Raw genomic sequence first — 26,315 nt, 5'->3', positions numbered from 1 at the left:
GTTCACATTGCGGGCATGTCGGGACCGATTCGGCTGCGTACGGCTGTCTGGACCTCGGCTTCCTCGGCCGGGTCGGCGGCGAGCCGGCGGAGTTGGTCGACGACTCGCGTGTCACCGGTCTCGGCGTGCCGGGCGGCGATCTCGCGGGTGGTCTCCTCGCAGTCCCAGAGGCACTCGACGGCGAAGCCGGCCGGGAAGGAGGGGTCGGTGGCGGCGAGCGCGCGGGCGGCGCGGCCGCGGAGGTGGGAGGAGGCGGTCTCGCGGTAGATGTGGCGCAGGACGGGTGCGGCGCAGGCGATGCCCAGGCGGCCGGTGCCGTCGACGAGCGTCCACAGGGTCGGCGCGTCGGGCCCTTCGCCGCGTACGGCCTCCCGCAGCGCGCCCAGCACCAGGTCGCTGTCCTTGGCGCCGCCGAGGCAGGCGAGCATGCGTCCGGCGGCGGCGCCCAGCGGGTCGGGCCGGTGCACCCAGCCGCGCGCCCGGTCGACGGCGGCCATGCTGCGCATCCGTTCGAAGGCGTCGACGGCGGCCTCCACGACCATCGTCGTTCCGTCGCTCACGGCGCCCTCGATCAGTTCGAGGGCGTCGGGATCGTTGCCGTCGGCGAGGTAGCGCAAGGCGGTGCAGCGGGCGCCGTCGTCCCCGGACCGGGCGGCCGTGAGGATCTCGGGCCGGTCCTCGGGGCCGGCGACGGCCGTGAGACACCGGGCGGCCGGCACATGGAGCACGGCTCCGCGTTCGATGCCCTGCTGGGCCCACTCGAACACGGCCTGGACGCTCCACCCGGGCCGAGGGCCGGTCGGGCGCATCTGCCGCTGCCAGCGGTCGAAGCAGCCGGTCTCCTGGGCGGCACGCACGCGGGTGGCGATCGCGTCGCGGGGATCGTCGGCCCACAGCCGCCAGGGCCGGGGTTCGAAGGCGTCGCGGACGGCGGCGGCCAGTTCGGCCTCGCCCTCCGGATCGGTGGTGAAGCGGGCCAGGACGGGTTCGGCGAGGGCGCGCAGCCCTTCGTCGTCGTCCCTGAGGGCCAGCTCGTCGAGGGCCCAGGCCCAGCTCGTGCCCACGGCGGCATAACCGCGCAGCAGTTCGAGCGCGTCCCGCCTGCCGTACGAGGCGAGGTGCCCGAGGACCGCGAGGGCCAGCCCGGTGCGTGACTCGTCGGTGTCCAGCACGTCCTCGGCGTCGAAGAGGTGCCGCTCGATCTCGTCGAGCTCGCCGCTCAGGTCGAGGTAGAGACGGGCGTAGTACAGAGAGCGGTTCTCCACCTGCCAGTCGTGGCGGGGGTCGCTCAGTACGCAGTGGTTCAGTGCCGCGAGCGCCTCGGCCCGCGGGGCGGTGAGCGCGTGCAGGGTGCCGTCGCCGCGGCCCCGCTGCAGCAGGCCGAGCAGCGTACCGCTGGGCGCTATGACCGGTTCGAACATGGGAAACAGCCTCACATCAAGCGTCGACGCAACCGGGGATCTTGCTTTACCTGGCCGCGTGACAACACGTCGGGGCGCCCGCCGTCTCTTGCTTGCTGTAGACCATCTTCCTCTGCCTCTCGTCGGTGGGCCCATGCGGACCGCGTCACGGCCCACGCGGTGCGGCAACACCTGCCCAGCCATCATGTCCGTGAATCACGACGTCATGATGACCCGGCGGTTCTTCCTGCCGCGACCGAAATATCCGGCGGCCCCGTACCGCCTCCCCCGTCTTTCGTGTTTTTCCTGGTCAGAACATGTGGATCAGTGTGCCGCGAACAGGTCGAGCAGTTCGGTCCTACCGAACATCCGGGCGGTGTCGACCGCGTTCGGGGTGCCCGCGACCGGGTCGGCCCCGCCGTCCAGAAGGACCCGGACAACACTCTCCCCGCCCTTGAAAACCGCCCCGGCGAGGGGAGTCTGACCCCGGTCGTTGACGCGGTCGGCCGCACCGCCACGGGCCAGGAGGGCCCGGACCGCGTCGGCGTGACCGTGGTACGCGGCGAGCATCACGAGCGAGTCGCCGCGGTCATTGGTGAGGTCGGCCGGAACCCCCGCGTCGACGTACGCCACGAGCGCCTCGGTCTCGCCCCGCCGGGCCAGATCGAAGATCCTGGTCGCCAGCTCCACGACCTCCGGGTCGGGGGCTTCACTCATCGCCGGGACCACCTCTCACATACGCGATTCGAGCCGAACGGGTGAATCGCCAGGGTACTGGCTCCCCGCACACATCAGCGGACAGAGCCGAGGCAAAGATCACACCGAGTCCCGTCGCGCGCAACAGCCCAGCCCGGACGGCCCAACGAGGATTCGGCCACTCAGGCGAAATCTGCCGAATTTCACTCATTTGCACCTTTTATCGTATGGATACATGCTGTGACCCTGGAAGAACTCATGGTGACTGTCCCCATCAACCAGGAGAACCCAAATGGTCTTGAACATCTCAGGCGTCGTCCTGCTCGGCGTCATCGTCTTCCTGTTCTTCCGCAAGGACGGCCTGAAGGCCTCGCACTGCATCGTCGTCACGCTCTTCGGCTTCTACCTCGCCAGCACGGGCATGGCCTCGAGCATCACGGCAGGCGGCGAGAGCCTCGCGAGCCTCCTCGGCGGGATCAAGTTCTGACCCCGTCCCCATCCGCACGCACCCCCAGGAGACAGCCGTGGCCAGGGTCCCCCTCCCCCGCATTCTGAGCAGCGGCGGCGCGCACCTCGCCAGGAGCCGGGAGCTGGCCCGGACGGCCGCCGACGGCGCCGCCGACGTCCTACACCCGTTGATCACGATCACGCGTGGACTGCGTCGGCTGGTCGCCGCCGGGCGGCACAGATGGGCCGAGACCCCGAAGGACCACCGCGGGTCCCTGCTCTTCCTGGCGGCCTCGGTCGTCCTGGTCGTGATCCTGGTGCCGTACGGCCCGCTGCTCGCCGTCATCGTCCTGATGGCGGCGGCAGCCTGGGCGGGCCGCGCCGGCGCCTGCGCGGAACCCGCCGGCCCCGACGAGTCCCAGACCCAGCGTCTACGGTCCCTCTACGAGGCCCTGGTCCCTCACTTCTCGGCCGCCGAGGACCCCGAGCCCCTCTACGCGCACGGTGGCGCCTGGGACAAGGCCTTCCCCACGTACGCGTTCGACGGCACGGGCCGCGTCTGCCATCTGCTGATCCGCTACCCCGCGTACTTCACCGACGGCGAGCCGGAGGCCCGCGCACGCATCGAGCAGCTGCTGCACGCCAAGGCGGGCCGCGGCCGTGAGTACCGCTTCACCTGGGACGAGGAGGGCAACGAACTCACCGTCGCCGTCCTCTCCCCGCTCGCCACCGACATCGCCGCCCAGCGCTTCGTGACGGCCCCGGGCGAGACGGTCCTCGGCTTCACCGACGCCGTCCACGTCCAGCGCACCCTCCCTCTCTCCTCCGGAGAGGAGCAGCGCGACGTGCCGCCGGTCGTCTGGCGAACCGGGATCCGTTCCACCGAACCGCATCTGTTGGCCGTCGGTGAACCGGGCAGCGGTGCGACGACCCTCCTCCGCTCGATCGCCCTCCAGGCCCTCCAGCACGGCGACGTCGTCGTCGTCGAGGGCGGCGGCAGCGGCGAATACGCCTGCCTCACCGGCCGCGACGGGGTCCTCGCCGTGGAGTGCGGCCTCTCCGGAGCCCTGGCGAGCCTGGAATGGGCCTCCCAGGAGACGGAGCGGCGGCTGATCGCCACGAACCGCGCCCGGCAAGCCGGCCGTCCCGCGCCGGACGACATCCGCCGGCCCCTCTGGCTCCTCCTCGACCGCCCGAGCGTGCTGACCCACCTCGCCACGTCCGACGGCCGGCCCGACCCGCAGTCCCTGCTCCAGGTCCCTCTCCGCCACGGCCACGCGGTCAACGTCACCGTCGTGATCACCGAACAGTTCGACCACCTGGACACCCTCACGGACGCGGTACGCCGGCACACCCGCGCGCGCGTGGTCCTGGGCCCCGCCTCCCCCGAACAGGTGGCAGCGGTCCTGGGCGCGGCACCGCCCACCACCCCCACCCCGGACGTCCCTCCGGGCCGCGGCTACGCCCGCCTGGGCGCCGCCCCCACCCTCCGCCTCCAGGTCCCCACCACGCCGGACCCCTACGACGAGAACACCCCCGAATCCCACCGCGAGGCAGTCCTGGCCCTCCTGCCACCCCACACGACCCCACCGGACTCCCTCACGAAAGCCGCGGTGGCCGAGACCTGAGAAGTCGGCCGCCGTAGCCGCGGGCGATCGTGCCGCTGGGGCGATGGGGGCACCTCCCGCTCGAGCGAAGCCGAGAGTGGGGGAGGGTGGGCGCGGCGGCACCCGGCAAGCGCCGGTGAGCGGAACTCCCCTGCCGAGCCGGAACAGCCGCGCACCCACCGAGCAGACCCTCACGCCACGAACGTCCGCGCACCCGGCGAAGCCTCACGCCACGAACGTCCGCGGCCCCTCGCTCCCGCCCGACGCCCCGTCCCGCACCAACCGCGCAGCCGCGGCCAACCGTGCGGCCGCCTCCTCGGCAACCGCTCCGCCCACGGTGAACGGCAGCCGCACATAACCCTCGAACGCCCCGTCGACCCCGAACCGGGGCCCGGACGGCACCCGAACGCCCACCCGCTCCCCCACCTCCGCGAGCCGCGACCCCGACAGACCCCCGGTACGCACCCACAGGGTCAGCCCACCCCTAGGCTCCGAGAACTCCCAGTCCGGCAGCTCCCGACGCACCGCGGCCACCAACGCGTCCCGGTTCCCCCGTGCCTGCTCCCGCCGAATCCCCACGGCCTGCGCCCAACCCCCCGTACTCATCAGCCAGTTCACGGCCAGCTGCTCCAGCACGGGCGTCCCCAGATCCGCATAGGCCCGCGCCGCGACGAGACTCCGGATCACATCCGGCGCCGCCCGCACCCACCCGATCCGCATCCCGGCCCAGAACGCCTTGCTGGCCGACCCGACCGTGATGACCGTGGACCCCGCCGGATCGAACGCGCACACGGGCCGCGGCATCTCCACATCGTCGAGCCACAGCTCACTCATGGTCTCGTCGGCGACGAGCACCGTCCCCGCCCCCCGCGCCGCGTCGACGAGCCCCCGCCGACGGTCCTCGTCGGCGAGCGCACCGGTCGGGTTGTGGAAGTCGGCGACGACGTAGGCGAGCCGGGGCGCCGCGTCCCGCAGGACCTGCCGCCAGCGGTCCATGTCCCACCCGGCGAGCCCGTCGGCCATGGCGACCGGCACCAGCCGCGCCCCCGCCTCCCGCATCAGCTGCAGGATGTTGGCGTACGACGGCGACTCCACCGCGATCCGCTCCCCGCGCCCCGCGAAGAGGTGACAGATCGCGTCCATGGCGCCCATCGCCCCCGTCGTCACCATGATCTGCTCGGGCATGGTCGGGATGCCGCGCGCGGTGTAGCGGTCGGCGAGCATGGAGCGGAACGCCGGCAGTCCGGCCGGGTAGTCGCCGTGCGTGTGGGCGTAGGGCGGCAGTTCCTCCAGCGCGCCCTGCACGGCCCGGGTGAGCCAGGGCTCGGGGGCGGGCAGGGCCGCGCAGCCCAGGTCGATCATCGAGCCGAGCGCCTCGGGCGGCAGCGGTTCCAGTCCGCGCGCGGGAAGTGGCTTCCCGGCCGGCACGGCGGTCCAGCTGCCCGCTCCCCGCCGGGACTCCAGGAACCCTTCCGTGCGCAGCGCCTCGTAGGCCGCCGCGACGGTCGTACGGCTGACCGAGAGGGACAGGGCCAACTCGCGCTCGGCGGGCAGCCGGGCGGCCACGGGCACCCGGCCCTCCAGCACCAGGAGCCGGATTCCGTCGGCGAGCGCACGGTACGCCGGCGGGCGGCGTGTGCCGGGGCCGGCGGGGCGCTCCTGCTGCGAGGTGAGCAGCCGTGCGAGCTGAGCCGCTCCGACCGCCGAAGTCCACTGCGCCATGATTTCCAGTCCACCTTCCCCGAATTGGCCATGGATGCCATGTCTCTCCAAGCCACAGAGTGTCATGTGTCAGGCCACCGGCACCACCAGGGGGAAGCCTTGTCCGCACAGCACGAGCCGCAGCAGGACCCGCAGGACCATCCACAGCGCCGTCTGGGCCGACGGCTGACCCAGCTCTACACCGGCCTCGCGCTGTACGGGGCCAGCTCCGCGCTCCTCGTGGAGGCGGGCTTCGGTCTGGAGCCGTGGAACGTGCTGCACCAGGGCCTGGCGGAGCTGACCGGTCTGACCATCGGCGTGGTGTCGATCATCGTGGGCGCGATGGTGCTGCTCCTGTGGATCCCGCTCCGCCAGCGTCCGGGCCTCGGCACGGTCTCCAACGTCTTCGTCGTCGGCATCGCGATGGACGCCACGCTGGCCCTGGCGCCCGAGGCGCACACCATGGCCGTACGGATTCCCCTCCTCGTCGGCGGGATCGTGCTCAACGGCGCGGCGACCGGCCTCTACATCGCGGCCCGGTTCGGACCGGGCCCGCGCGACGGCCTGATGACGGGACTGCACCGCCGTACCGGGCGCTCGGTCCGGCTGATGCGGACGGCCGTGGAAGTGGCGGTCCTGGCGACCGGCTTCGCCCTCGGCGGCACGGTCGGCGTGGGCACTCTCCTCTACGCCCTCACCATCGGCCCGCTCGCCCAGCTCTTCCTGCGGCTGTTCGCCGTCCCCTCGAAATCCGGCAGCAAGGTCGTTGCCACCGGTCCATCGGAGCGGGCCATACTGCCCGGGTGACCGCCCTCATACGCCACCCCTATCTCGACCATCCGGGCCCGATCGCCTTCGCCCACCGGGGCGGGGCGGCCGACGGTCTGGAGAACACCATGGCCCAGTTCCGGCGGGCGGTGGAGTCGGGTTACCGCTACATCGAGACCGATGTCCACGCCACGCTCGACGGCAAACTGGTCGCCTTCCACGACTCGACCCTGGACCGGATGACCGACAGGGCGGGCCGGATAGCGGACCTGCCGTGGAAGGAGATCGGGCACGCGCGCGTGGCGGGCGTCGAGCCGGTCCCCCTCTTCGAGGATCTCCTCGAAGCGTTCCCCGAGGTCCGCTGGAACGTCGACCTCAAGGCGGAGCCCGCACTCCACCCCCTCCTCAACCTGATCGCCCGCACCGAGTCCTGGAACCGCGTCTGCGTGGGTTCCTTCTCCGAGTCCCGGGTCGCCCGCGCCCAGCGCCTCGCCGGGCCACGCCTGGCCACCTCGTACGGCATCAGCGGCGTCCTGGGGATGCGGCTGCGGTCCTGGGGCGTCCCGGCCTCGGTGCGCCGCTCGGCGGTCGCCGCACAGGTGCCGGAGTCCCAGTCCGGGGTGCCCGTGGTCGACCAGCGGTTCGTGCGTGCCGCCCACGCGCGCGGGCTGCACGTCCATGTCTGGACCGTGAACGAACCGCAACGTATGCACCGGCTCCTGGACCTGGGCGTCGATGGCATCATGACCGATCACATCGACACGCTGCGCAAGGTGCTTGAGGACCGGGGGACTTGGGTCTGACGCCTTCACGCGGCCCGTTCACTGGGAAGCGAGGGGCACGGGTGGGCACCGACACCGTGCGGACGGACGAGGCCGACGAGGCCGCGGACAGGCGGCGCGAGCAGCGCGGCTGGTACTTCTACGACTGGGCCTGCTCCGTCTACTCGACCAGCGTCCTGACCGTGTTCCTCGGCCCCTATCTGACCGAGGTCGCCAAGTCCGCCGCCGACCCGGACGGTTATGTACACCCTCTGGGCATACCGGTCCGCGCCGGCTCGTTCTTCGCGTACTCGGTGTCCCTGTCGGTGATCCTCGCCGTGGTGATCATGCCTCTGGTGGGCGCGGCGGCCGACCGCACGGGCCGCAAGAAGCCCCTTCTGGGCGCGGCCGCCTATGTCGGTGCCGCCGCGACCGCCGGCATGTTCTTCCTGGACGGCGACCGCTACCTGCTCGGCGGCCTCCTGCTGATCGTCGCGAACGCGGCACAGTCCGTGGCGATGATGCTCTACAACTCCTATCTCCCTCAGATCGCGCCCCCCGAGGAACGCGACGCCGTCTCCTCACGGGGCTGGGCGTTCGGCTACGCGGCCGGCTCACTGGTCCTCGTCGGCAACCTGATCCTCTTCACCGCCCACGACAGCTTCGGCATCTCGGAGGGCATGGCGGTCCGCATCTGTCTGGCCTCGGCAGGCCTGTGGTGGGGGGCCTTCACCCTCATCCCGCTCCGCCGCCTGCGCGACCGCCGCCGCCCGGCGGGAGAGTCCGAAGGGACCGCGGAGGCGACGGCGCCCGGTCTGCGCCAGCTCGCGGCGACCGTCCGCGACATGCGCCGCCACCCGCTGACCCTGAGCTTCCTCCTCGCCTACCTCGTCTACAACGACGGCATCCAGACGGTGATCTCCCAGGCCTCGGTGTACGGCTCCGAGGAACTCGGTCTGGAGCAGTCCACGCTCATCGTGGCGGTGCTGCTCGTCCAGGTCCTGGCGGTGTGCGGCGCCCTCGGCATGGGCCGGCTCTCCCGCCGCTACGGCGCCAAGCGCACGATCCTCGGCTCCCTGGTCGCCTGGACTCTGATCCTCGCCGCCGGCTACTTCCTCCCGGCGGGCGCCCCCGTCTGGTTCTTCGTCCTCGCCTCGGGCATCGGTCTCGTCCTCGGCGGCAGCCAGGCCCTCTCCCGCTCCCTCTTCTCCCACCTCGTACCGCCCGGCAAGGAGGCCGAGTACTTCTCCGCGTACGAGATGAGCGACCGCGGCATGAGCTGGCTGGGCCCGCTGCTGTTCGGTGTGACGTACCAGCTGACCGGAAGTTATCGGGACGCGATCATCTCCCTGGTGGCCTTCTTCGTCCTGGGATTCGCCCTGCTCGCGAGGGTTCCCGTGCGCCGGGCGATCAGCGACGCGGGCAACCCCGTACCGGACAGGATTTAGCGCCAGGAGCGAAAGGGCTGTAGTGTACGCGTTTGGCCTGCCAGGCGTACCGTTACTGCGCGTCAATGATGCCGAAACGCTGCGTGACATCTGCTGTCAGATGTGACAAACCGGGCGCGGGTGGGTACAACAAGGGCGGCTACGACGGCGACGCGTGACCCGGAACGGGATACGCAACGGGAATCTTTACCGCCGACCGGACGTTGACCGGATGACGACGACAGCGACACCTGTCCTGTGGGCGACAAGCCCGGGAGGCACGATTCATGAGTGAGCGAGCTCTTCGCGGCACGCGCCTCGTGGTGACCAGCTACGAGACGGACCGCGGCATCGACTTGGCTCCGCGCCAGGCCGTGGAGTACGCATGCGAGAAGGGGCACCGCTTTGAGATGCCCTTCTCGGTCGAGGCGGAGATTCCGCCGGAGTGGGAGTGCAAGGTCTGCGGGGCCCAAGCACTCCTCGTGGACGGCGACGGCCCTGAGGAAAAGAAGGCCAAGCCCGCGCGTACGCATTGGGACATGCTGATGGAGCGGCGCACCCGTGAGGAACTCGAAGAGGTCCTTGAGGAGCGTCTTGCGGTTCTCCGCTCCGGCGCGATGAACATCGCGGTACATCCGCGAGACAGCCGCAAGTCCGCGTAGCCCCTCCGGGGGCCGGGCGGACAACACAGCGCAACAGATGACCGCGGGCGCCGTACGAACCTGTACGGCGCCCGCGGTCTTTTTCGCGCCCTGCGCGCCCTCCGAAGGCGCGGGAAACTGCGCGAGAACCCCCACTCGGCCGCGGCCGAAGAGGAGCCCGCCCAAGCAGGGCCGAAGGGGCGGCAGCCCCCGGAGGCGGGACGGGCAGGCGCGGCGGGGCGAGAAAACGGCTCAGCGGCTCAGCGGCGGGCGCGGCCCCTGGGACGGCGCACCCCCGGAAGGCTCATCGTCCCGAATCACTTCCCCCTGCACCACCTTGCCGTCGGGCCGGTGCATACGGGCCTGCTGAAAGGCATCCCCGAGGGACCCGGAACCCGCCTCCCGGATCTTCCGCTCGAAGGCCCGCTCCGTATAACGCCCCAATGCCTTCTGCACCGGCGGAATCAGCAGCACCAGCCCCGCCGCGTCGGAGACCAACCCCGGCAGCATCAGCAGCAGGCCACCCAGCATCAGGAACCCGTTGCCCTCGCTCTTGCCCGATTCGCGCCCGGCGCCGGGCGCACCCGCACCGTCCTGCTGCTGTTGCTGTTGCTGTTGCAGCGTCTCGCTCAGCACCCGGAACGCCCGCCGCCCGGCCCGCTTGACCACCGCGGAGCCGACAAGGAATCCGGCGACGAGAAGCACGAAGACCGTGAAGCCACCGGCCGCGCCCGCGACCACCGTGAGCAGCCAGATCTCCAGCACCAGCCACGCGGCGACACCCAACGGCAGAAACGTGCGCAGCCGGGAGCGCCGAGGCCGGGCGGGATACGTCGGGGTCGGAGCGCCAGTCGTCATGCTCCCAGTGTGCCTGGCCCCGGCTCAGCACGGGATAAGGGGATGATCAGGCACGGCTGTTGGCACACCACGGGCCCACAGAGCCCACAGGGCCCGCCGGAACGCCCCTACGTCTCAGCCCTGTTTGCCTTCCGCGGATCCTCTGTCGTCCCGCCTCAGCACCTTGCCGACCCGCTCCCGCACACCCCACGCCGTGACCCGCCACAGCGCCTCGATGAGGATGTCCCGGCTCATCTTGGAGTCGCCCAGCTCGCGCTCGACGAAGGTGATGGGCACCTCGACGACGTGGTAGCCCGCCTTGACCGCGCGACGGGCGAGGTCGACCTGGAAGCAGTAGCCCTGGGAGGCGACCTCGTCGAGGCCGAGCCCTTCGAGGGTCTCGCTGCGGAAGGCCCGGTAACCGCCGGTGACGTCACGGACGGGGACGTCGAGCAGGACACGGGAGTAGAGGCTGCCGCCGCGGGAGATGAACTCGCGGGACCTGGGCCAGTTCACCACGCGTCCGCCCGGCACCCAGCGGGAGCCGAGGACGAGGTCGGCGCCCTTGAGCGCGGTCAGCAGCCGGGGCAGTTCCTCGGGCTGGTGGGAGCCGTCGGCGTCCATCTCGATGAGGACGCCGTAGCCGTGCTCCATGCCCCAGCGGAAACCCGCCAGATAGGCGGCGCCCAGCCCTTCCTTGCCCTTGCGGTGCAGCACCTGGACGCGGTCGTCCTTGGCGGCCAGCTCGTCGGCGAGCTTGCCGGTGCCGTCGGGGCTGTTGTCGTCGGCCACCAGGACGTGCGCGTCGGGAACGGCCTTCCGCACCCGGCCGACGATCCCTTTGATGTTCTCCGCCTCGTTGTAGGTCGGGATGATCACCAAGGCCGTGCCGAGCGGGCCGAACCGCCTCTCCTGGCCTTTCGCCGCGAGGGTCCCGTCGCCGTCGTTCACTGCTGCCCCTTCAAGTCCTCCGTGCGCAAGGAACCACCATAGTGGCCACGGCCTGCGATGGAGTGTCGGCCGGTGTCCAGAGAGGTGTCGATTCGACAGGAGGCGTGCGGAAGCGCGCTCTGAGCAGCCTGTGCACTGCCGCAGGACACATGACGCCGCAGAACACATCTCGTGGCCACGCGGGACGGGACGGGGTACGGATGCCGTCCACTGCGGATGGGGGCCCGACGCCCTTCGGGCCGACCTGGGGCCCGCTGGCTGCGGGTCGACCGAAAGCCGTTGTCTACTGAGCGTCCGGGCCCCACCCGGGTCACACCTACCCGACCGGGCCAGAACGTTCCCTCGCCGGAGCGCGAACCTGTGCCTGGCTCCCAGTGGCGGTGCGCCGGTGCGGCATACCATCCCTGACCCAGTGGCGCTCCGACGACCGCGCGGAAGTTCCCGGTCGGACGTCCGGTGGTGGACCCGGCAGAACCTACCCGCCTCCTGCGGCCAACTGTCAACTGCCTCCTGACCTGCGGCGTTACCAACAAAGGCCTGGTCGGAGGGGAGGAGCCACAGGTCGCGCGGCGCGCCGTGGAGCCGTGTTCGGCTCCGCGCCCGGGTGGGAGATCACTCACCCGGCCGTACGAAAACCGTTCGCCCGGCCACCACGGTCCGCAGACAGACGGGCAGGTCGGCACCGGGGCTCAGGTCGGGCAGACCGGGGGTGCCGGAACGGGGGTCGGTGGACCAGCGGGCGACGCGGTCGTCGGGGGCCTGGACGACGAGTTCGCCGGTACGCCACACGGCGTAGTCCGCGGGCGCGCCCGGTACGAGGACGCCCGCGTCGTCCCGTCCGATCGCCCGCCAGCCGCCCCGCGTGTGCGCCGTGAACGCGGCGCGCACGGACACCCGGTGCTCCGGCGTGCGGTGGAAGGCCGCCGCGCGAACGGTGCCCCACGGATCGAGGGGAGTGACCGGGCTGTCGGAGCCGAAGGCCAGGGGCACGCCGGCGCGCAGCAGGGCCGCGAACGGGTTGAGGGCGCGGGCGCGCTGCACGCCCAGCCGCTGGGCGTACATGCCCTCCTCACCGCCCCACAGCGCGTCGAAGGCGGGCTGGACGGAGGCGGTGAGGCCGAGTTCGGCGAAGGCGGCGACGGTCTCGGGGGTGAGCATCTCGGCGTGCTCGACGCGGTGCCGGGCGGCCCTCACTCGGGGCAGGCCGACCTTCTCGGCGGCCGCGCGCACTCCCTCGACGACGGAGCTCACCGCGGCGTCCCCGATGGCGTGGAAGCCCGCCTGAAGGCCCGCCTCGGTGCAGGCGACCACATGGGCGGCGACGGCCGCCGCGTCCAGGTACGCCGTGCCGGTGTGCGCGGCGTCGGCGTACGGCTCGTGCAGACAGGCGGTGTGCGAGCCGAGGGCTCCGTCGACGAAGAGGTCGCCAGCAGCTCCGAGGGCCCCGAGGGCACGCGCCCTCTCGACGTCGCGCTCCGCCCAGTAGCCGACCACGCGCGGGCCGGGCTCCTCGGCGGCGAGCCGCAGCAACCCCGTGAAATCGTCCTCGGAGGAGATCTCGGGGCCCCCGCACTCGTGGACCGAGCCGATGCCGAGCGACACGGCGTGGGCGAGGGCGGCCCGCTGGGCCTCGGTGCGCTGGGCGGCGGTGACGGCACCGAGGGCGGTGGCACGTACGGCGTGGTGCGCGTCCCTGGTGAGGGGGCCGTCCTCGAAGGCGGCGGCGCCCGGGACCAGGTCGAGCAGGGCCGTGCTGACGACCGCCGAGTGGACGTCGATCCGGCTCAGGTAGAGCGGGCGGCCACCGGTGGCCTCGTCGAGTTCGGCGCGGGTCGGTGGGCGGCCGCCGGGCCAGCGGGCGGCGTCCCAGCCGTGGCCGAGGAGGACGCGGTCGGCCGGGCGGGCTGCCGCGAATTCCCGTACGAGAACGAGGGCGGCGTCCAGGGTGGGGGCGGCGGAGAGGTCGAGGCCGGTGAGTGCGAGGCCGGTGGCCGTGGTGTGCACGTGGGCGTCGGTGAACGCAGGGGTGACCAGGGCGCCTTCGAGGTCGATCACCTCGTCGACGCCGGCACCGAAGGCGTCGGCGGCGCCCTCGGAGCCGACCCAGGCGATCTGGCCGTGTTCCACGACCATCGCGGTGGCGAACGGGTCGGCGGGGCTGTGGACTTCTCCACCGCGGAGCAACACGGTTTTCGACGGGGCGGTGCGATCACTCATGGGGACAGTTTCGCGTGTACCGGGCGGTGCGCCGCACCTGGGCCGCGCTTCCAAGACACCCGGCGCTGTCGGCCACACCCGCCCGTTCCGCCCTGCGCAACAACGACTGTCCACAGCCGTGGCCGGCGGACCGGAATGCGGTCGATCGGCCGACGCCGGCGCGTAGGGCGCGCACGAACGACTCCGCGCCCCCTGTACGCGGCGTGCCGGCGGCCGACCGTACCGGTCAGATTCTCGGCGGCCTCGCCTCGTACGGCGTGGACAGGACCACCGTCGTGCGCGTCGACACCCCCGCCAGGGACCGGAGTCGGGCCAGGAGTTCCTCCAGTTCGTGCGGGGTCGCCACGCGAACCTTGAGGATGTAGTTCTCCTCGCCGGCCACGCTGTGGCAGGCCTCGATCTCCGGGACGCCGGCAAGGCGTTCGGCGATGTCGTCGGGGGCGCTGGGGTCGAAGGGTTTGACCGAGATGAACGCGGTCATGGGCAGCCCGACGGCCTCCGGGTCGACGACCGCGGCATAGCCCCGGATGACGCCACGCTGCTCAAGTCGGCGCACACGCTGATGCACCGCCGACGTGGACAGGCCCGTGGCCTTGCCCAGGTCGGTGTAGCTCATCCGCCCGTCCGCGACGAGCAGCTGCACGATCTGTCGGTCCAGCTCCTCCATGGCGCAAGAACCTACAGGGCGGTTGATCGCCTCCGGTACCCGAGCGGCGCTGGTCATGCCCGGTTCGTGATGTGACCGAGGGCCGTCTGTACGCCATACGGGTGACAGCGTCGCCGCGCCGGGCATCTGCGGGCGGCATGTGACGAAGACCACAGCACCCGAACAGGCTCTGTGATGATCTCGCGATTACCGTCGGGACGGGGCGGGAAGTGCTTGCTGTGGTCGGAGGCCGCAGCGCCTTCACGACCCAGCCCGAGGGGGAGAATTCCATGCAGAGTCTTAAGCGCCCTGGTCGTACCGCACCCAAGCGACTCCAGGCGGTCGTCGATCTTGAGCCGGAGGGCGTCGAACCGGACGACGAGTTCGACGCGTACGACACCTTCGACATGTACCGGGTGTTCTGCCCGGACTGCGCCCAGCCCATCGCCCTGCTGTCCGACGAGGACAACCTGCCCGAGCACGCGCTGGTCGTGTCGCCGTGGAACCCGTTCGGGCTCACGGTCTGCGCCGGCACGGGCCGTTCGGCCGGCGACGCCCGGCCCGCGGACGAGTCCGTCGAGCCGCAGGTGCAGGAGACCGCCCTTCTATTGACGCTCCCCCAGGGCCTCGACTGGCGCACACAGCCTTTCTCGCACGTCGGCGGCCCGGGCTCGCGCCCGATGCCTGTGCCGGTGATGCGGAGCCAAGCAGCCTGATTCCAGGGCCTGTCCGGCGCGAGCCGTCCGCGTGCCCGGCGGGCAGGACCCGTCGTCCTGCCCCGTTCGGTCGCGTCGCGAACTCAGGCACGATTCCCGGGAGTGGTGACCGGCCCACCCGCACGCGCGTTGGCCCGGTATGACCCCAACATTTTCGGTGCCCGGGCGTCGGCGTCACATTTTCGTGCCGGCTTCGGCAGAATCGCTTCCTCAGGGGCCGGCCCAGCCGCAGGACCCGCCGATCTACCGGGCCCTGCTGCGGACTTGGGCCGACCGAGGTCGCACCCTGCCGGGGCGTCACGATCCGGAGTGGGTGCGACTGGCGACGCCGCCGAGCGGCCTCGACCAGTTCGACACCACCAGGGATCCCTTCGCCGTGCCCGACTTCTTCCGCGGCTCGTTCAGCGTGACTCGGGCCCCGCGAGGTGACGGGCGATGACCATGCGCTGGATCTGATTGGTGCCCTCGACGATCTGGAGCACCTTGGCCTCGCGCATGTACCGCTCGGCGGGGAAGTCCGCCGTGTAGCCGTATCCGCCGAGGATCTGCACGGCGTCGGTGGTGACCTTCATCGCCGCATCGGTGCACAGCAGCTTCGCCATGGCCGCCTGCTTGGAGAAGGGCCGGCCCGCGTCGCGCAGCCGGGCGGCGGAGAGATAGAGCGCCCGGCCCGCCTCTATCTGCGTCGCCATGTCCGCGAGCATGAAGCGCAGCCCCTGGAAGTCGGCGATCGGCCGCCCGAACTGCCGCCGTCCGGTGGCGTATTCGACCGCCTCGTCCAGCGCCGCCTGGGCCACGCCGATCGCGCAGGCCGCGATGCCGAGCCGCCCGGAGTCGAGCGCGGACAGGGCGATCGCGAAGCCCTGGCCCTCCTCGCCGAGGCGCCGGCTGTCGGCGACGCGCACCCCGTCGTAGTGGAGCTGCGCGGTGGGTGAGCCCTTCATGCCCATCTTCTTCTCGGGCGCCGCGGCGCTCAGCCCCTCGGCGTCGCCGGGCACCAGGAAGGCAGTGATGCCCCGGGAGCCCTCGCCGCCCGTGCGGGCCATGACCGTGTAGAAGTCGGCGATGCCGCCGTGGGTGATCCAGGCCTTGGTGCCGGTGATCACCCAGTCTCCCCCGCTCTCGGCTCCGCCCGTGCGGGAGGGGCCCCCGCCCTCCCGCACGGCCTTCGTCCGCAGCGACGCGGCGTCCGATCCGGACGCGGGCTCGGAGAGGCAGTACGCGCCGAGCAGACGGCCGCCGAGCATCGCCGGCAGATGCTCGGCCTGCTGCTCCTTGGTGCCGTAGTTGGCGAGGGCGTGGCACGCGAGGGTGTGGACACTCACACCGAGGCCCACGGTGAGGCGGGCCATGGCGAGCTCTTCCAGGACCTGGAGATAGACCTCGTACGGCTGGTCACCGCCGCCGTGTTCCGAGTCGTACGGCAGGCCGAGCAGTCCCGACTCCGAGAGCAGGCCGAAGAGTTCGCGCGGGAAGCGGCCGGCGTCCTCCTCCTCGGCCGCGTGCGGGGCGATCTCCCGCTGCGCGATCTCCCGGACGAGCGAGATCAGATCCCGGGCCTCTTCCGTGGGCAGTTGACGATCCACCGGCTGCGGGGCGCGGTCGGACATGGCGACGCTCTCCTCCCTGTCGGGCACTACGGCGGACACGCACAGGGGATGAAGTGGCGCCACCGGGTCTCACGTGCCACAGCCGATGGTCCTCCTCCGGATCACGGAAGCCGCTGATCAGCGGCGGTGGCGCTTGGAGTATGCCCGATCCGGAGCAGCGAGTCACCAGTTAACGAGCGTTCATTGGGACACATTGGACGGCCCGCCCGCACCCCGCCGCGATTGGTCCGAACCATTGACCCCAGTGGTCTAGTCCACTACGGTCTCCCCCACAACGCGCCACCGTGTTCATGCCATCGGCACAGCAGGTCCAGGCAGCACCCATCCTCCCCGCCATGCTCCCCTCCCCCGGAGTCACGATGCTCAGACCGCACAGCTCCCGCGTCCCCGTCAGAACGCTTGTCGCCGCCACGTGTTGCGCCGCCCTCGGCGCCGGGCTCCTCGCCGGAGCGGGAACCGCGACCGCCACCGCCGCGAAGTCCGGCACCCGGCCGCACGCGCCCGGCGCGCCCCACTCGAAGGTCGTCGGCTACTTCATCGACTGGGGCATCTACGGCCGCCAGTACTACGTCAAGAACATCGAGACGTCCGGCTCGGCGAAGAAGCTCACGCACATCAACTACGCGTTCGGCAACGTCGTCGACGGCAAGTGCGCGATCGGCGACCCCTGGGCGGACACCGACAAGCCCTTCACGGCCGAGGAGTCCGTGGACGGTGTCGCCGACACCGCGGACCAGCCGCTGAGCGGCAGCTTCAACCAGCTGCGCAAGCTGAAGAAGCTGCACCCGAACCTCAAGATCATCTGGTCCTTCGGCGGCTGGACCTGGTCCGGCGGCTTCGGCGAGGCGGCGAAGGACCCCGAGGCCTTCGCGAACTCCTGCTACGACCTCGTCGAGAACTCCAGGTGGAGGGACGTCTTCGACGGCATCGACATCGACTGGGAGTACCCGAACGCCTGCGGCCTCACCTGCGACACAAGTGGCAGCGAAGCCTTCGAGGACGTGATGGCGGCACTGCGTAAACGATTCGGCAAGAAGGAGCTGGTCACCGCGGCGATCACTGCCGACGCCAGGAGCGGCGGAAAGATCGACGCGGCGGACTACGCGGGCGCCGCGAAGTACGTCGACTGGTACAACCCGATGACGTACGACTACTTCGGCTCGTGGGACGCGACCACCGCCCCGCACTCCCCGCTGTACCCGTACCCCGGCATCGCCGACAAGGCGTTCAACACCGCTGCCACCATCAAGAAGCTGAGGAGCCTCGGCGTCCCGCCGTCCAAGCTGCTGCTCGGCATCGGCTTCTACGGACGCGGCTGGACCGGTGTGACCCGGTCGGCGCCCGGCGGCACCGCGACCGGTCCGGCGGCGGGGACGTACGAGGCGGGCTACGAGGACTACAAGGTCCTGAAGGCGACGTGCCCGGCCAACGGAATCGTCGGCGGCACCGCGTACGCCAAGTGCGGTGACGACTGGTGGAGTTACGACACCCCGCAGACCATCAAGGGAAAGATGGCCTACAAGAACGCACAGGGTCTGGGCGGCACGTTCTTCTGGGAGCTCAGCGGGGACACGGCGAACGGTGAGCTGATCAAGGCGATCAAGTAGCCGCCGCTACGGGGGCTTGGGGTGGGAGTCGCTCACCGGACCCCCACCCCGAGTGCGTTCGCCGGGTGTCGCCGGCTCCGGCGCCGCTCAGGTGTCGCGGCGGGCGGGTTCCGGTGCGAGGTAGGCCGGGGCCAGCTCCTCGATGGCCCGCAGCGAGCCGCCCAGCATCTTGACGAACAGATCGCGCATGGTGTCGCGGGGCAGCTCCGGGCGGCCGATCCAGTCGAGGGTGGCGCCCTCGACCGCGCACACCCAGCCGAACAGGCCCATGCGGGCCACCGGTTCGATGTCGCTCCTGCCGTACGCGCCCTCGGCGATGGTGGCGACGATGGCCTCGCGGACGCCGTCCCGGATGGCGTGCACCTGGGCGTCGAAGCCGACGCCGCCGGTGACGATCGTGCGATACGCGGCCTGGTTGTCCTCCGCGTAGCGCAGATAGCTTTCCATGGTCCGGTGCACCCGCTCCACGGGCGGCAGTTGGAGGCCGCTCGCCGCGAAGGTGATCAGATCGGCGACCGAGTCCTCGACGATCGCGAGGTAGTAGCCGCGCTTGGACTTGAAGTAGTAGTAGATCAGTCCCTTGGCCACGTGCGCCTGCCGCGCGATGTCGTCCATCGACAGCGTGTCGTACGACGTGTCGGCGAACAACTTGCGCCCGATGGAGATGAGTTCGGCGCGGCGCGCCAGCGAACGGTCGGTCCCGCGGGCCCGCGGCGGTTCGACACCACGCTGTTGACTACTATTCAATTTCGGTCCTGGTCTCCAACTGCCAGCGGAACAACCGCAGTATGGCAGACCCTTACCACCTGCTTGTTCGACTCTGATCGACAGAATCGAGCGGCGGATCAGGTCACAGCAGACCCAACTGCGTCACCAGCATCGCGACGACCACCACCAGGGTCCAGCCCATGATGTGCTCGACGATCTTCGGGCCGTCGTCCTTGGGGCCGCCCGTACGGCTCTGGACACGGTTGGCGGTGGCGGAGGTCGCGGTCATGGCAGCTCGCTGGTGTGATCGGCGTGCGGTGGGCTCCCCCACCGTTCCGTCCACCTTGCCACCGCGTGGGCGGTTCGCGGCCGAGACCTTGGTCACACGTCGGAGGGGCCCCCGGTCTCCCGGGGGCCCCTCCGACTCGGCGCACCGCCTCAGCAGACGCCCACCGCCGTGAGCGCCGCGCGCTGGCGGGTTGTGGGCCGCGCGGGGAAGTACAGGTAGCAGATGCCTCCGGTGCCGGAGACGACCTTGCCGGCGGCGCTGTACCGCTTGGTACGCAGCCAGATGTTCTCCCACTCGCGCCGCCGGTAGATCCGGCGCACCGCCTCGTTGGTGGGCGAGTTCGGGTCGTTGGCGACGACGTCGCCGTCGGCGGTGAAGCCGATCACCGTCATGAGATGCCCGGCCGTGCCGTAGCCCGCGCCCGTCAGTTCCGCCGCGAGGAACGACTGGGAGGTGATCGCCGGAATACCCGCCGCGATCAGCGTCTCCAGCTCGGTGAGCGAGCCCAGCCGGGTCACCACGCCCTGCAGGTCCTCGTAGGTGGCCGCGTACGCGGCGTTGAAGGGCCAGTTGCCGCAGCCCTCGTACTGGTAGTCGAAGGTGAACCGCGCCGCGTGGCACACCTGCGGGTCCGCGTACGCCGGGTCGACCCACGCCAGGTCCGCGGCGCTGGGCTTCCGGCCCCAGAACTCTATGATCATCTGCGAGGAGGTGGGGCTGCACCAGGCCTCGCCCCCGTTGTCGTACTCGGGGTACTGACCCTTGTGGGTCTCCTGGGAGTAGCGCGGGACGTTCAGCTCCCGCGCGAGCCCGGGAGCGGAGGCCGGGACGGTGAAGCGGTCGGGCACGTCGGAGCCCATCGCGCCGAGCCGCCACACCGTGGGGGTGAGCCGGGTGCCGGGCGTGCGGTACAGGGTCAGGCGCAGCCGGTACGAGGCGAGACGCAGTCCCGTGGCCGGGTCGTCGATCGCGAAGGTGTCGGTCCAGACACTGCTCCTGCCGTCCTTCTGGCCGTCGACGGAGGTCCGTCTGATGTCCTGGTCGCCGGCCGCCCACCGGCCCAGCACGTACCAGGGAGTGTCCGTGCCGTCGGAGTACGTGCCCCTGAGCTCGATCTGGACCCAGGTACCGGCCGGAGTGTGCGCGTTCCAGGAGGCGACGACCTCGGTGGCGGGCACGGTGAGCGGGTGCACCGGGGAGGTCCAGGTCGCGTACTCCCAGGCGGCCGTCCGCCCGGTGTGCGGGTCGGTGTAGTCGGTGGTGCCGAGCGGCGCGTCGATCACCAGTCCCGGCCGCTCCCCCGCCTTCGCCCGGGTGCCCTCGGCGCTGCCGGCACGCCAGTCGGTGTACGTGGTCCAGGCGTGGTAATCCGCGAGGCGTTCCGGTACCTGCGCGAGGTGGGCGGGGGCTGCGCCCCGGCCGCTCGTGGTGTCGGCGACCGCCTGACCCGCCGGTCCTCCGGCCGCAGCGGCGGCGGTGGCGACGGCTGCGGTCAGGACGGTCCTGCGGGACGGCTCGGAAAGGCTCGTCATCTGTGGGAGACCCCCAGTGATCCGGACGGAACGGTTCAGACGCACGGCTGTTCGCCCACTATGGACGCCGGGGAAGGGCTTCTGCCAGCACCTCGTGTCTCGCCACGCCCGCCAATATTGGTCGACACCACTGGCAGGCCCGGGGGCACCGCGCCACGGTGTTCAATCCACGTATGCACGCCTCCCCCGCCCCCACGGATCCCGCCGTCGTCGCTCTGGCCGACAGGCTGCGGCGGCTGCCGCCCTCCTGCGGGCCGGTCCGGCTGGTGGGCGTCGACGGGCACGCCGGCTCCGGAAAGAGCACCTTCGCCGGGCGGCTGGCCGACGCGCTCGGCGGCGCCCCGGTGCTCCACCTCGACGACATCGCCACGCACGAGGAACTGTTCGCGTGGACCGGACGCCTGCTGGACCAGGTGATCGGGCCGCTGCGGCACGGCCGGAGCGCGCGCTACGCCCCGTACGACTGGTGTGAGCGCAGTTTCGGACCGGCGCGCGTCCTGCCGTCCGCGCCCGTGATCGTCGTCGAGGGGGTGGGCGCGGGACGGCGCGCGCTGCGTCCGTCTCTGGCGCGGCTGGTGTGGATGGAGTTTCCGGAGGAGGAGGCCTGGGCGCGTGGGCGGGCGCGGGACGGGGCGGAACAGAGTGAGTTCTGGGCCGGCTGGGTCCGGGCGGAGCGTCGGCATTTCGCCGAGGATCCTTCTCGGCCGTTCGCCGATCTGCTGATTCGGCCGGGAAACACGGGGTACGAGGTGTCCCCGGGACCTGCGACAACTCCTGAATAGAGGCCTCCTCTCACTCAGAGTGACGGACCATCCGCAATGTGCTGAACTCGTGAAGACGGCTGTCCGAGAAGTTCGCCGACTGCCCCAACTCGGCTTGACCGGGGGGCCGTACTGGTCTTACGTTCTGAATGTGCGGTCATTCGTCACCGCCCAGAGACGCGAAGCCCCCGGTTGTTCCCCCGTGATCGGGGGCTTCGTTCTGCCCTCTTCCGGCTTTCCGGAACTCCTGAGGCACGTTTCCTTCACCCTCGGTCACCGTCCGCGACGGGCCCCGTCCGCTCCCACCTCGTAAGACGAGGGCTGCGGCACCCTTCGAAGGGCGACCGACCCGCAGGTACGATGCGCAGGGTGCAACCTTCGGACGGCTGCGGCAACGCAACTCCCGTCCGCGGCACAGCGGTTCGACGAAGGCTGCCGACGGGCACCGGCCCGTTCGGTTTCCAACGGGGGCACGGTTTGTGGGGGACGTGATGGACTTCGGCTCGCGGGGCCCCGAGGCGCCGGCCGACCTCGCCTGGCTGCGAGGCGTGGACGCCTACACGATGGGCGCCTATCCGCAGGCGGAGGAGGAGTTCCGCTCCGCGGTGCGCATGGATCCCGGGATGGCCGACGGCTGGCTCGGGCTGCACGCACTGCGGGTGGACACGACGACCGCGCTGCTGCGGATGTTCCGGCACCGGGAGCGCTTCGGGGAGCAGCGCACCCGGCACCGGCGCACCCTCAACTCCTGGTACTGGCTGGGCTGGTGGGTGCAGCCGGTACTGGAGAGCCCGCGTGATCTGCTCCTGGCGCACGCCTCGCACTGGCTGGACGGGCGCCATGTGCCCGAGCTGGACCGGGCGCTCGCGGGACTCCCGCCGGTCGACGCGGACCACCAGGTGCGCTTCCTGCACGCCTGCCGCGCCTACCTCGTCAAGGACTGGGAGCAGCTGGTCCGGCACACCGATCCGCTGCTCGACGATCCCCTGCTGGGGATCGAGGCGGGCCTGTTCGGCGGGATGGCCCGGGTCCGGCTGGAGACGTACGGGCAGGCCGAGCCGCTGCTCTCCGCCGCGCTGATGCGATGTCGCAGCGAGCAGCCGCAGCGCAAGGAGCTGCGGTACTGGCTGGCGCGCGCCCACGAGGGCACGGGGCGCAGCGCCGCCGCGCTGCCGCTGTACCGGGCCGTGCACCGCGTCGACCCCGCCTTCATGGACACCTCCGCGCGGCTCGCGGCGATCGCCGTGGGGGACGGGTACGACGACGACGCGAGCGACTTCGCGGCGATCGCGCTCGCCGGGATCGGACAGGACGTCCTCGACAGCGACGGGGTGGAGCCGTTCTTCGACCCCGAGGGACGGGATGTGAAGGTCTCCGATCCCGGACTTCCGCCGCCGGGTGGGCTGCCGCCCGAGGCCGGCGACACCTTCGTACGGGAGAAGTCCGTGGTGCCGGTGGAGCCGCTGTCCCTGCCGGCCGGGCCGACGGATCCGGAGCTGCTGGAGGAGGCGCTCGCGGAGCTGGAGCGGATGGTCGGGCTTGAGCCGGTGAAGCGGCAGGTCAAGGCGTTGTCCGCGCAGCTGAACATGGCGCGGCTGCGGGCCGGGCAGGGGTTGCCGGTCCAGCCGCCGAAGCGGCACTTCGTCTTCTCCGGGCCCTCCGGGACCGGGAAGACGACCGTGGCGCGAATACTGGGCCGGGTCTTCTACGCGCTCGGGCTGCTGGGCGGCGATCATCTCGTCGAGGCGCAGCGCGCGGACCTCGTGGGCGAGTACCTCGGGCAGACCGCGGTGAAGGCCAACGAGCTGATCGACTCGGCGATCGGTGGCGTGCTGTTCGTCGACGAGGCGTACTCCCTGTCCAACTCCGGCTACGGGAAGGGCGACGCGTACGGCGACGAGGCGTTGCAGGTACTGCTGAAGCGGGCCGAGGACAACCGGGATCATCTGGTCGTGATCCTCGCGGGCTATCCGGAGGGCATGGACCGGCTGCTGGCAGCGAACCCCGGCCTCTCCTCCCGCTTCACGACCCGCGTCGACTTCCCCTCCTACCGGCCCCTGGAACTGACGTCCATCGGCGAGGTGCTCGCCGACGAGAACGGGGACGTCTGGGACGAGGAGGCCCTGGACGAGCTGCGCTCCATCTCCGGGCACGTCGTCGACCAGGGGTGGATCGACGAGCTCGGCAACGGGCGGTTCCTGCGGACGCTGTACGAGAAGAGCTGCGCGTACCGGGACCTGCGGCTGTCGGGGTATCCGTCGATTCCGACGCGGGACGATCTGTCGACGCTGCGGCTGCCGGATCTGATGCAGGCGTACGGAGAGGTGCTGTCGGGGCGGGGGCCGGGGGAACCCTCGGCGATGTGAGTTTCTCGCCCCCGCCGCCCCTACCCGCCCCTCCCCCACTCTCGGCTTCGCTCGAGCGGGAGGTGCCCCCATCCCGGGGCTCCGCCCCGGACCCCGTTCGCGCAGTTCCCCGCGCCCCTGAAAATGGGGCGCGGGGAACTGCGGAGAAGCCCCACCCACCGGCAGGGGCGGCAGGGGCGAAATCAGCTCGCCAGTGCCTCCTCCGGGGCTTCGCTGCCCCGCGGTTCCGTGACGCGGACCTGCGCCGGCTCACGGTGGGCCGGATCCCTCACCTCGCCGACCAGCAGTTCCAGAACGTCCTCCAGGGCGACCAGGCCCAGCACCTTGCCGGAGGCGTCCGCCACCTGGGCCAGGTGGGTGGCCGCGCGGCGCATGACCGTCAGCGCGTCGTCCAGCGGCAGTTCCGCGCGGAGGGTGGTCATGGGGCGCCAGATCTGCTGGGGGACGGCACGGTCGGAGTCCTCCAGGTCGAGGACGTCCTTGACGTGTAGGTAGCGGCCCATGAAGGCGCCGTTCTCCGCGACCACCGGGAAGCGGGAGTAGCCCGTGCGGGCGGTCAGCGCCACGACCTGGGCGGGGGACACCGAGGGGACCACCGTCACCAGGGAGTCGCGCTTCAGCAGGACGTCCGTCACCGGGCGGGAGCCCAGCTCCAGCGCGTCCTCCAGGCGCTCCTGCTCCTCGGGGTCGAGCAGCCCGGCCTGACCGGAGTCCTCGACCAGCCGGACCAGCTGGACGCTGGTGAAGACCGCCTCGATCTCGTCCTTGGGCTCGACGTGGAAGAGCTTCAGGATGACGCGGGCACAGGCACCGAGGCCGATCGTGACGGGCTTGCACAGCCTCGCGAACGCCACCAGTGCCGGGCTCAGCCACAGCGCGGTCTTCTCCGGCGCCGCCATGGCCAGGTTCTTCGGCAGCATCTCGCCGATGACGAGGTGCAGGAAGACGACGAGGGCGAGGGCGATCACATACCCCAGGGGGTGGATCACGCCGTGCGGCAGATGGATCGCCTCGAAGACCGGCTCCAGCAGCTTCGCCACCGTCGGCTCGGCCACCGCGCCCAGCGTCAGGGAGCAGACGGTGATGCCGAACTGGGCCGCCGCCATCATCTGGGGCAGGTTCTCCAGGCCGTAGAGGACCTGCCGGGCCCGCGCGGTCCCCAGCGGTTCGATCTGGCTGCGGCGGACGGAGACCAGGGCGAACTCGGCGCCGACGAAGAAGCCGTTGGCGAGTACGAGAAGCAGGGCGAACAGGAGTTGGAGGACGGTCATCGGGCCGCCTCCACCATGGTGAGGGAGTCCGTGGCCGGAGTGGTCCGCACGAGGCGTACGCGCTCAGCCCGGTAGTGCCCGACCTGGCGTACCGCCAGCCTCCAGCCGGGCAGTTCCGCCTTGTCCCCCGGCGCGGGGATACGGCCGAGGAGGTCGGCGACGAGGCCGGCGACCGTCTCGTACGGGCCCTCCGGAACGTCGAGGCCGATGCGCTGGAGCACGTCGACCCGGCAGCTGCCGTCGACGTCCCAGGCGGGGCGGCCGTCCTCGGGCGGGGCGGCGGCGAGTTCCGGCAGGTCGTGCCCGTCGTGCTCGTCGCGGACCTCGCCGACCAGTTCCTCGACGATGTCCTCCAGAGTCACCACCCCGGCCGTCCCGCCGTACTCGTCGACGACGACCGCGATGGGCTGCTCGCTGCGCAGCCGGGCCAGGAGCGGCTGCACGGGCAGCGACTCCGGGACCAGCAGCGGGGCCTTGGCGATACGGCCGACCGGGGTGTGCAGCCGGTCGTGGGCCGGGATCGCCAGGGCGTCCTTGAGGTGGACCATGCCGACGATCTCGTCGATCCGCTCCCGGTAGACGGGGAAGCGGGACAGGCCGGTGGCCCGGGTCAGGTTGACCACGTCCTCGGCGGTGGCCGTCGACTGCAGGGCGCTGACCTTCACACGCGGCGTCATCACGTTCTCCGCGGTCAGCTCGCCCAGGGAGAGGGTGCGGACGAAGAGGTCGGCCGTGTCCTGTTCGAGGGTGCCGGCCTGGGCCGAGTGACGGGCGAGGGAGACAAGTTCACCGGGGGTGCGGGCGGAGGCCAGCTCATCGGTGGGCTCGACGCCGAAGGCGCGGACCAGGCGGTTGGCGACCGCGTTGAGAGCTGCGATGACCGGGCGGAAGAGGCGGGAGAAGACATGCTGGGGGCCCGCGACGAAGCGGGCGACCTGCATCGGCTTCGACACAGCCCAGTTCTTGGGCACCAGTTCGCCGATCACCATCTGCACGGCGGAGGCCAGCAGCATGCCGACGACCACGGCGACACCGGACACGGCTCCTTCGGGTATGCCGATGGCGGAGAAGGGGCCGTGGAGGATCTCCGCGAGCGCCGGTTCGGCGAGCATGCCGACGACGAGGGAGGTGATGGTGATGCCGAGCTGGGTGCCGGAGAGCTGGAACGACAGCTCCTTGAGCGCGCCCACCACCTTGTGGGCCCGGCGGTCACCTTCGGCCGCGGCCTTCTCGGCCTCCGGCCGCTCGACCGTCACAAGGCCGAACTCGGCCGCCACGAAGAAGCCGTTGGCGAGGATCAGCAGGAACGCGGCTCCGAGGAGCAGCAGAGGGATGGTCATGCCGCCGCCTCGATAG

General features: G+C 71.2%; 24 protein-coding genes. 11 read left to right on the top strand and 13 right to left on the bottom strand.

Annotated elements, in window-relative coordinates; genetic code table 11:
- Positions 1 to 2: 2 nt before the first annotated feature.
- Positions 3 to 1,421 carry a HEAT repeat domain-containing protein gene (locus tag OG622_RS40780; protein WP_371581731.1) on the bottom strand — a complete coding sequence of 473 codons (1,419 nt, stop codon included), beginning with the start codon at positions 1,419 to 1,421 and terminating at the stop codon, positions 3 to 5.
- 303 nt (positions 1,422 to 1,724) lie between these two features.
- The gene (locus OG622_RS40775; RefSeq protein WP_371581730.1) at positions 1,725 to 2,117 is read right to left on the bottom strand and encodes an ankyrin repeat domain-containing protein; all 393 of its coding nucleotides are present in this window, start codon (positions 2,115 to 2,117) and stop codon (positions 1,725 to 1,727) included.
- 271 nt (positions 2,118 to 2,388) lie between these two features.
- On the opposite strand from OG622_RS40775, the gene OG622_RS40770 reads away from it, so the two are divergent.
- Positions 2,389 to 2,583, top strand: coding sequence for a hypothetical protein (locus OG622_RS40770; RefSeq protein ID WP_326584173.1), 195 nt, complete (start codon positions 2,389 to 2,391; stop codon positions 2,581 to 2,583).
- Between the two features lie 37 nt (positions 2,584 to 2,620).
- A complete protein-coding gene (locus OG622_RS40765) occupies positions 2,621 to 4,171 on the top strand; it encodes a hypothetical protein (protein WP_371581729.1) in 1,551 nt (516 codons plus the stop codon).
- Positions 4,172 to 4,375: 204 nt separating this feature from the next.
- Here OG622_RS40765 and OG622_RS40760 read toward each other — a convergent pair whose 3' ends face one another.
- Positions 4,376 to 5,872 carry a PLP-dependent aminotransferase family protein gene (locus tag OG622_RS40760; RefSeq protein WP_371581728.1) on the bottom strand — a complete coding sequence of 499 codons (1,497 nt, stop codon included), beginning with the start codon at positions 5,870 to 5,872 and terminating at the stop codon, positions 4,376 to 4,378.
- 165 nt (positions 5,873 to 6,037) lie between these two features.
- Between OG622_RS40760 and OG622_RS40755 the strand changes: the two genes are divergently transcribed.
- From OG622_RS40755 to OG622_RS40740, 4 genes are all read left to right on the top strand, one after another.
- Positions 6,038 to 6,658 (top strand): YitT family protein, encoded by a 621-nt coding sequence (locus OG622_RS40755; RefSeq protein ID WP_371584374.1) that lies wholly within the window; start codon positions 6,038 to 6,040, stop codon positions 6,656 to 6,658.
- Positions 6,655 to 7,422: a glycerophosphodiester phosphodiesterase gene (locus tag OG622_RS40750; RefSeq protein WP_371581727.1), complete on the top strand. Its 768-nt coding sequence runs from the start codon at positions 6,655 to 6,657 to the stop codon at positions 7,420 to 7,422. Before OG622_RS40755 ends, OG622_RS40750 begins: the two co-directional genes overlap by 4 nt.
- 41 nt (positions 7,423 to 7,463) lie before the next feature.
- Positions 7,464 to 8,828: an MFS transporter gene (locus tag OG622_RS40745; RefSeq protein WP_371581726.1), complete on the top strand. Its 1,365-nt coding sequence runs from the start codon at positions 7,464 to 7,466 to the stop codon at positions 8,826 to 8,828.
- A 266-nt stretch (positions 8,829 to 9,094) separates the two neighbouring features.
- Positions 9,095 to 9,469: an RNA polymerase-binding protein RbpA gene (locus OG622_RS40740; protein WP_003977404.1), complete on the top strand. Its 375-nt coding sequence runs from the start codon at positions 9,095 to 9,097 to the stop codon at positions 9,467 to 9,469.
- Between the two features lie 231 nt (positions 9,470 to 9,700).
- On the opposite strand, the gene fxsA is transcribed toward OG622_RS40740, so the two are convergent.
- The 4 genes from fxsA to OG622_RS40720 all read right to left on the bottom strand — a co-directional run bounded on the left by fxsA (position 9,701) and on the right by OG622_RS40720 (position 14,120).
- The gene (gene fxsA, locus OG622_RS40735) at positions 9,701 to 10,306 is read right to left on the bottom strand and encodes an FxsA family membrane protein (RefSeq protein WP_371581724.1); all 606 of its coding nucleotides are present in this window, start codon (positions 10,304 to 10,306) and stop codon (positions 9,701 to 9,703) included.
- Positions 10,307 to 10,420: 114 nt separating this feature from the next.
- Positions 10,421 to 11,236: a polyprenol monophosphomannose synthase gene (locus tag OG622_RS40730; protein WP_371581722.1), complete on the bottom strand. Its 816-nt coding sequence runs from the start codon at positions 11,234 to 11,236 to the stop codon at positions 10,421 to 10,423.
- A gap of 612 nt (positions 11,237 to 11,848) precedes the next feature.
- A complete protein-coding gene (locus tag OG622_RS40725; protein WP_371581721.1) occupies positions 11,849 to 13,453 on the bottom strand; it encodes an amidohydrolase in 1,605 nt (534 codons plus the stop codon).
- A gap of 226 nt (positions 13,454 to 13,679) precedes the next feature.
- Positions 13,680 to 14,120 (bottom strand): Lrp/AsnC family transcriptional regulator, encoded by a 441-nt coding sequence (locus tag OG622_RS40720; protein ID WP_086753677.1) that lies wholly within the window; start codon positions 14,118 to 14,120, stop codon positions 13,680 to 13,682.
- Positions 14,121 to 14,389: 269 nt separating this feature from the next.
- Between OG622_RS40720 and OG622_RS40715 the strand changes: the two genes are divergently transcribed.
- Positions 14,390 to 14,815, top strand: a complete 426-nt coding sequence (locus OG622_RS40715) for a hypothetical protein (RefSeq protein ID WP_371581720.1) — start codon at positions 14,390 to 14,392, stop codon at positions 14,813 to 14,815.
- Positions 14,816 to 14,954: 139 nt separating this feature from the next.
- Positions 14,955 to 15,254: a hypothetical protein gene (locus OG622_RS40710; protein ID WP_371581718.1), complete on the top strand. Its 300-nt coding sequence runs from the start codon at positions 14,955 to 14,957 to the stop codon at positions 15,252 to 15,254.
- Here OG622_RS40710 and OG622_RS40705 read toward each other — a convergent pair.
- Complete coding sequence (locus OG622_RS40705) at positions 15,217 to 16,425, bottom strand: acyl-CoA dehydrogenase family protein (RefSeq protein ID WP_371581717.1); 1,209 nt, start codon at positions 16,423 to 16,425, stop codon at positions 15,217 to 15,219. The genes OG622_RS40710 and OG622_RS40705 overlap by 38 nt on opposite strands.
- Positions 16,426 to 16,784: 359 nt before the next feature.
- On the opposite strand from OG622_RS40705, the gene OG622_RS40700 reads away from it, so the two are divergent.
- Complete coding sequence (locus OG622_RS40700) at positions 16,785 to 18,032, top strand: glycoside hydrolase family 18 protein (protein ID WP_371584373.1); 1,248 nt, start codon at positions 16,785 to 16,787, stop codon at positions 18,030 to 18,032.
- Positions 18,033 to 18,119: 87 nt separating this feature from the next.
- On the opposite strand, the gene OG622_RS40695 is transcribed toward OG622_RS40700, so the two are convergent.
- The 3 genes from OG622_RS40695 to OG622_RS40685 all read right to left on the bottom strand — a co-directional run bounded on the left by OG622_RS40695 (position 18,120) and on the right by OG622_RS40685 (position 20,561).
- Positions 18,120 to 18,779, bottom strand: a complete 660-nt coding sequence (locus tag OG622_RS40695) for a TetR/AcrR family transcriptional regulator (protein ID WP_371581716.1) — start codon at positions 18,777 to 18,779, stop codon at positions 18,120 to 18,122.
- 103 nt (positions 18,780 to 18,882) lie between these two features.
- Positions 18,883 to 19,029: an SCO1431 family membrane protein gene (locus OG622_RS40690; protein WP_371581714.1), complete on the bottom strand. Its 147-nt coding sequence runs from the start codon at positions 19,027 to 19,029 to the stop codon at positions 18,883 to 18,885.
- A gap of 149 nt (positions 19,030 to 19,178) precedes the next feature.
- Entirely contained in the window at positions 19,179 to 20,561 is a 1,383-nt protein-coding gene (locus tag OG622_RS40685; protein ID WP_371581712.1) for a peptidase C39 family protein, read from the bottom strand.
- A gap of 173 nt (positions 20,562 to 20,734) precedes the next feature.
- On the opposite strand from OG622_RS40685, the gene OG622_RS40680 reads away from it, so the two are divergent.
- A complete protein-coding gene (locus OG622_RS40680; RefSeq protein WP_371581711.1) occupies positions 20,735 to 21,343 on the top strand; it encodes a uridine kinase in 609 nt (202 codons plus the stop codon).
- Between the two features lie 470 nt (positions 21,344 to 21,813).
- Positions 21,814 to 23,688: an AAA family ATPase gene (locus OG622_RS40675; protein WP_371581709.1), complete on the top strand. Its 1,875-nt coding sequence runs from the start codon at positions 21,814 to 21,816 to the stop codon at positions 23,686 to 23,688.
- Between the two features lie 182 nt (positions 23,689 to 23,870).
- Here OG622_RS40675 and OG622_RS40670 read toward each other — a convergent pair whose 3' ends face one another.
- Together OG622_RS40670 and OG622_RS40665 are read right to left on the bottom strand one after the other, a co-directional pair.
- Entirely contained in the window at positions 23,871 to 24,959 is a 1,089-nt protein-coding gene (locus OG622_RS40670) for a hemolysin family protein (protein WP_371581707.1), read from the bottom strand.
- On the bottom strand, positions 24,956 to 26,299 hold the full coding sequence (locus OG622_RS40665; RefSeq protein WP_371581706.1) for a hemolysin family protein: 1,344 nt from the start codon (positions 26,297 to 26,299) through the stop codon (positions 24,956 to 24,958). Before OG622_RS40665 ends, OG622_RS40670 begins: the two co-directional genes overlap by 4 nt.
- Positions 26,300 to 26,315 lie beyond the last annotated feature (16 nt).

The sequence above is a fragment of the Streptomyces sp. NBC_01314 genome, assembly GCF_041435215.1.
In the GTDB taxonomy this organism is placed as follows: Bacteria; Actinomycetota; Actinomycetes; order Streptomycetales; family Streptomycetaceae; genus Streptomyces.
This window is presented reverse-complemented; position numbering and strand designations above follow the sequence as displayed.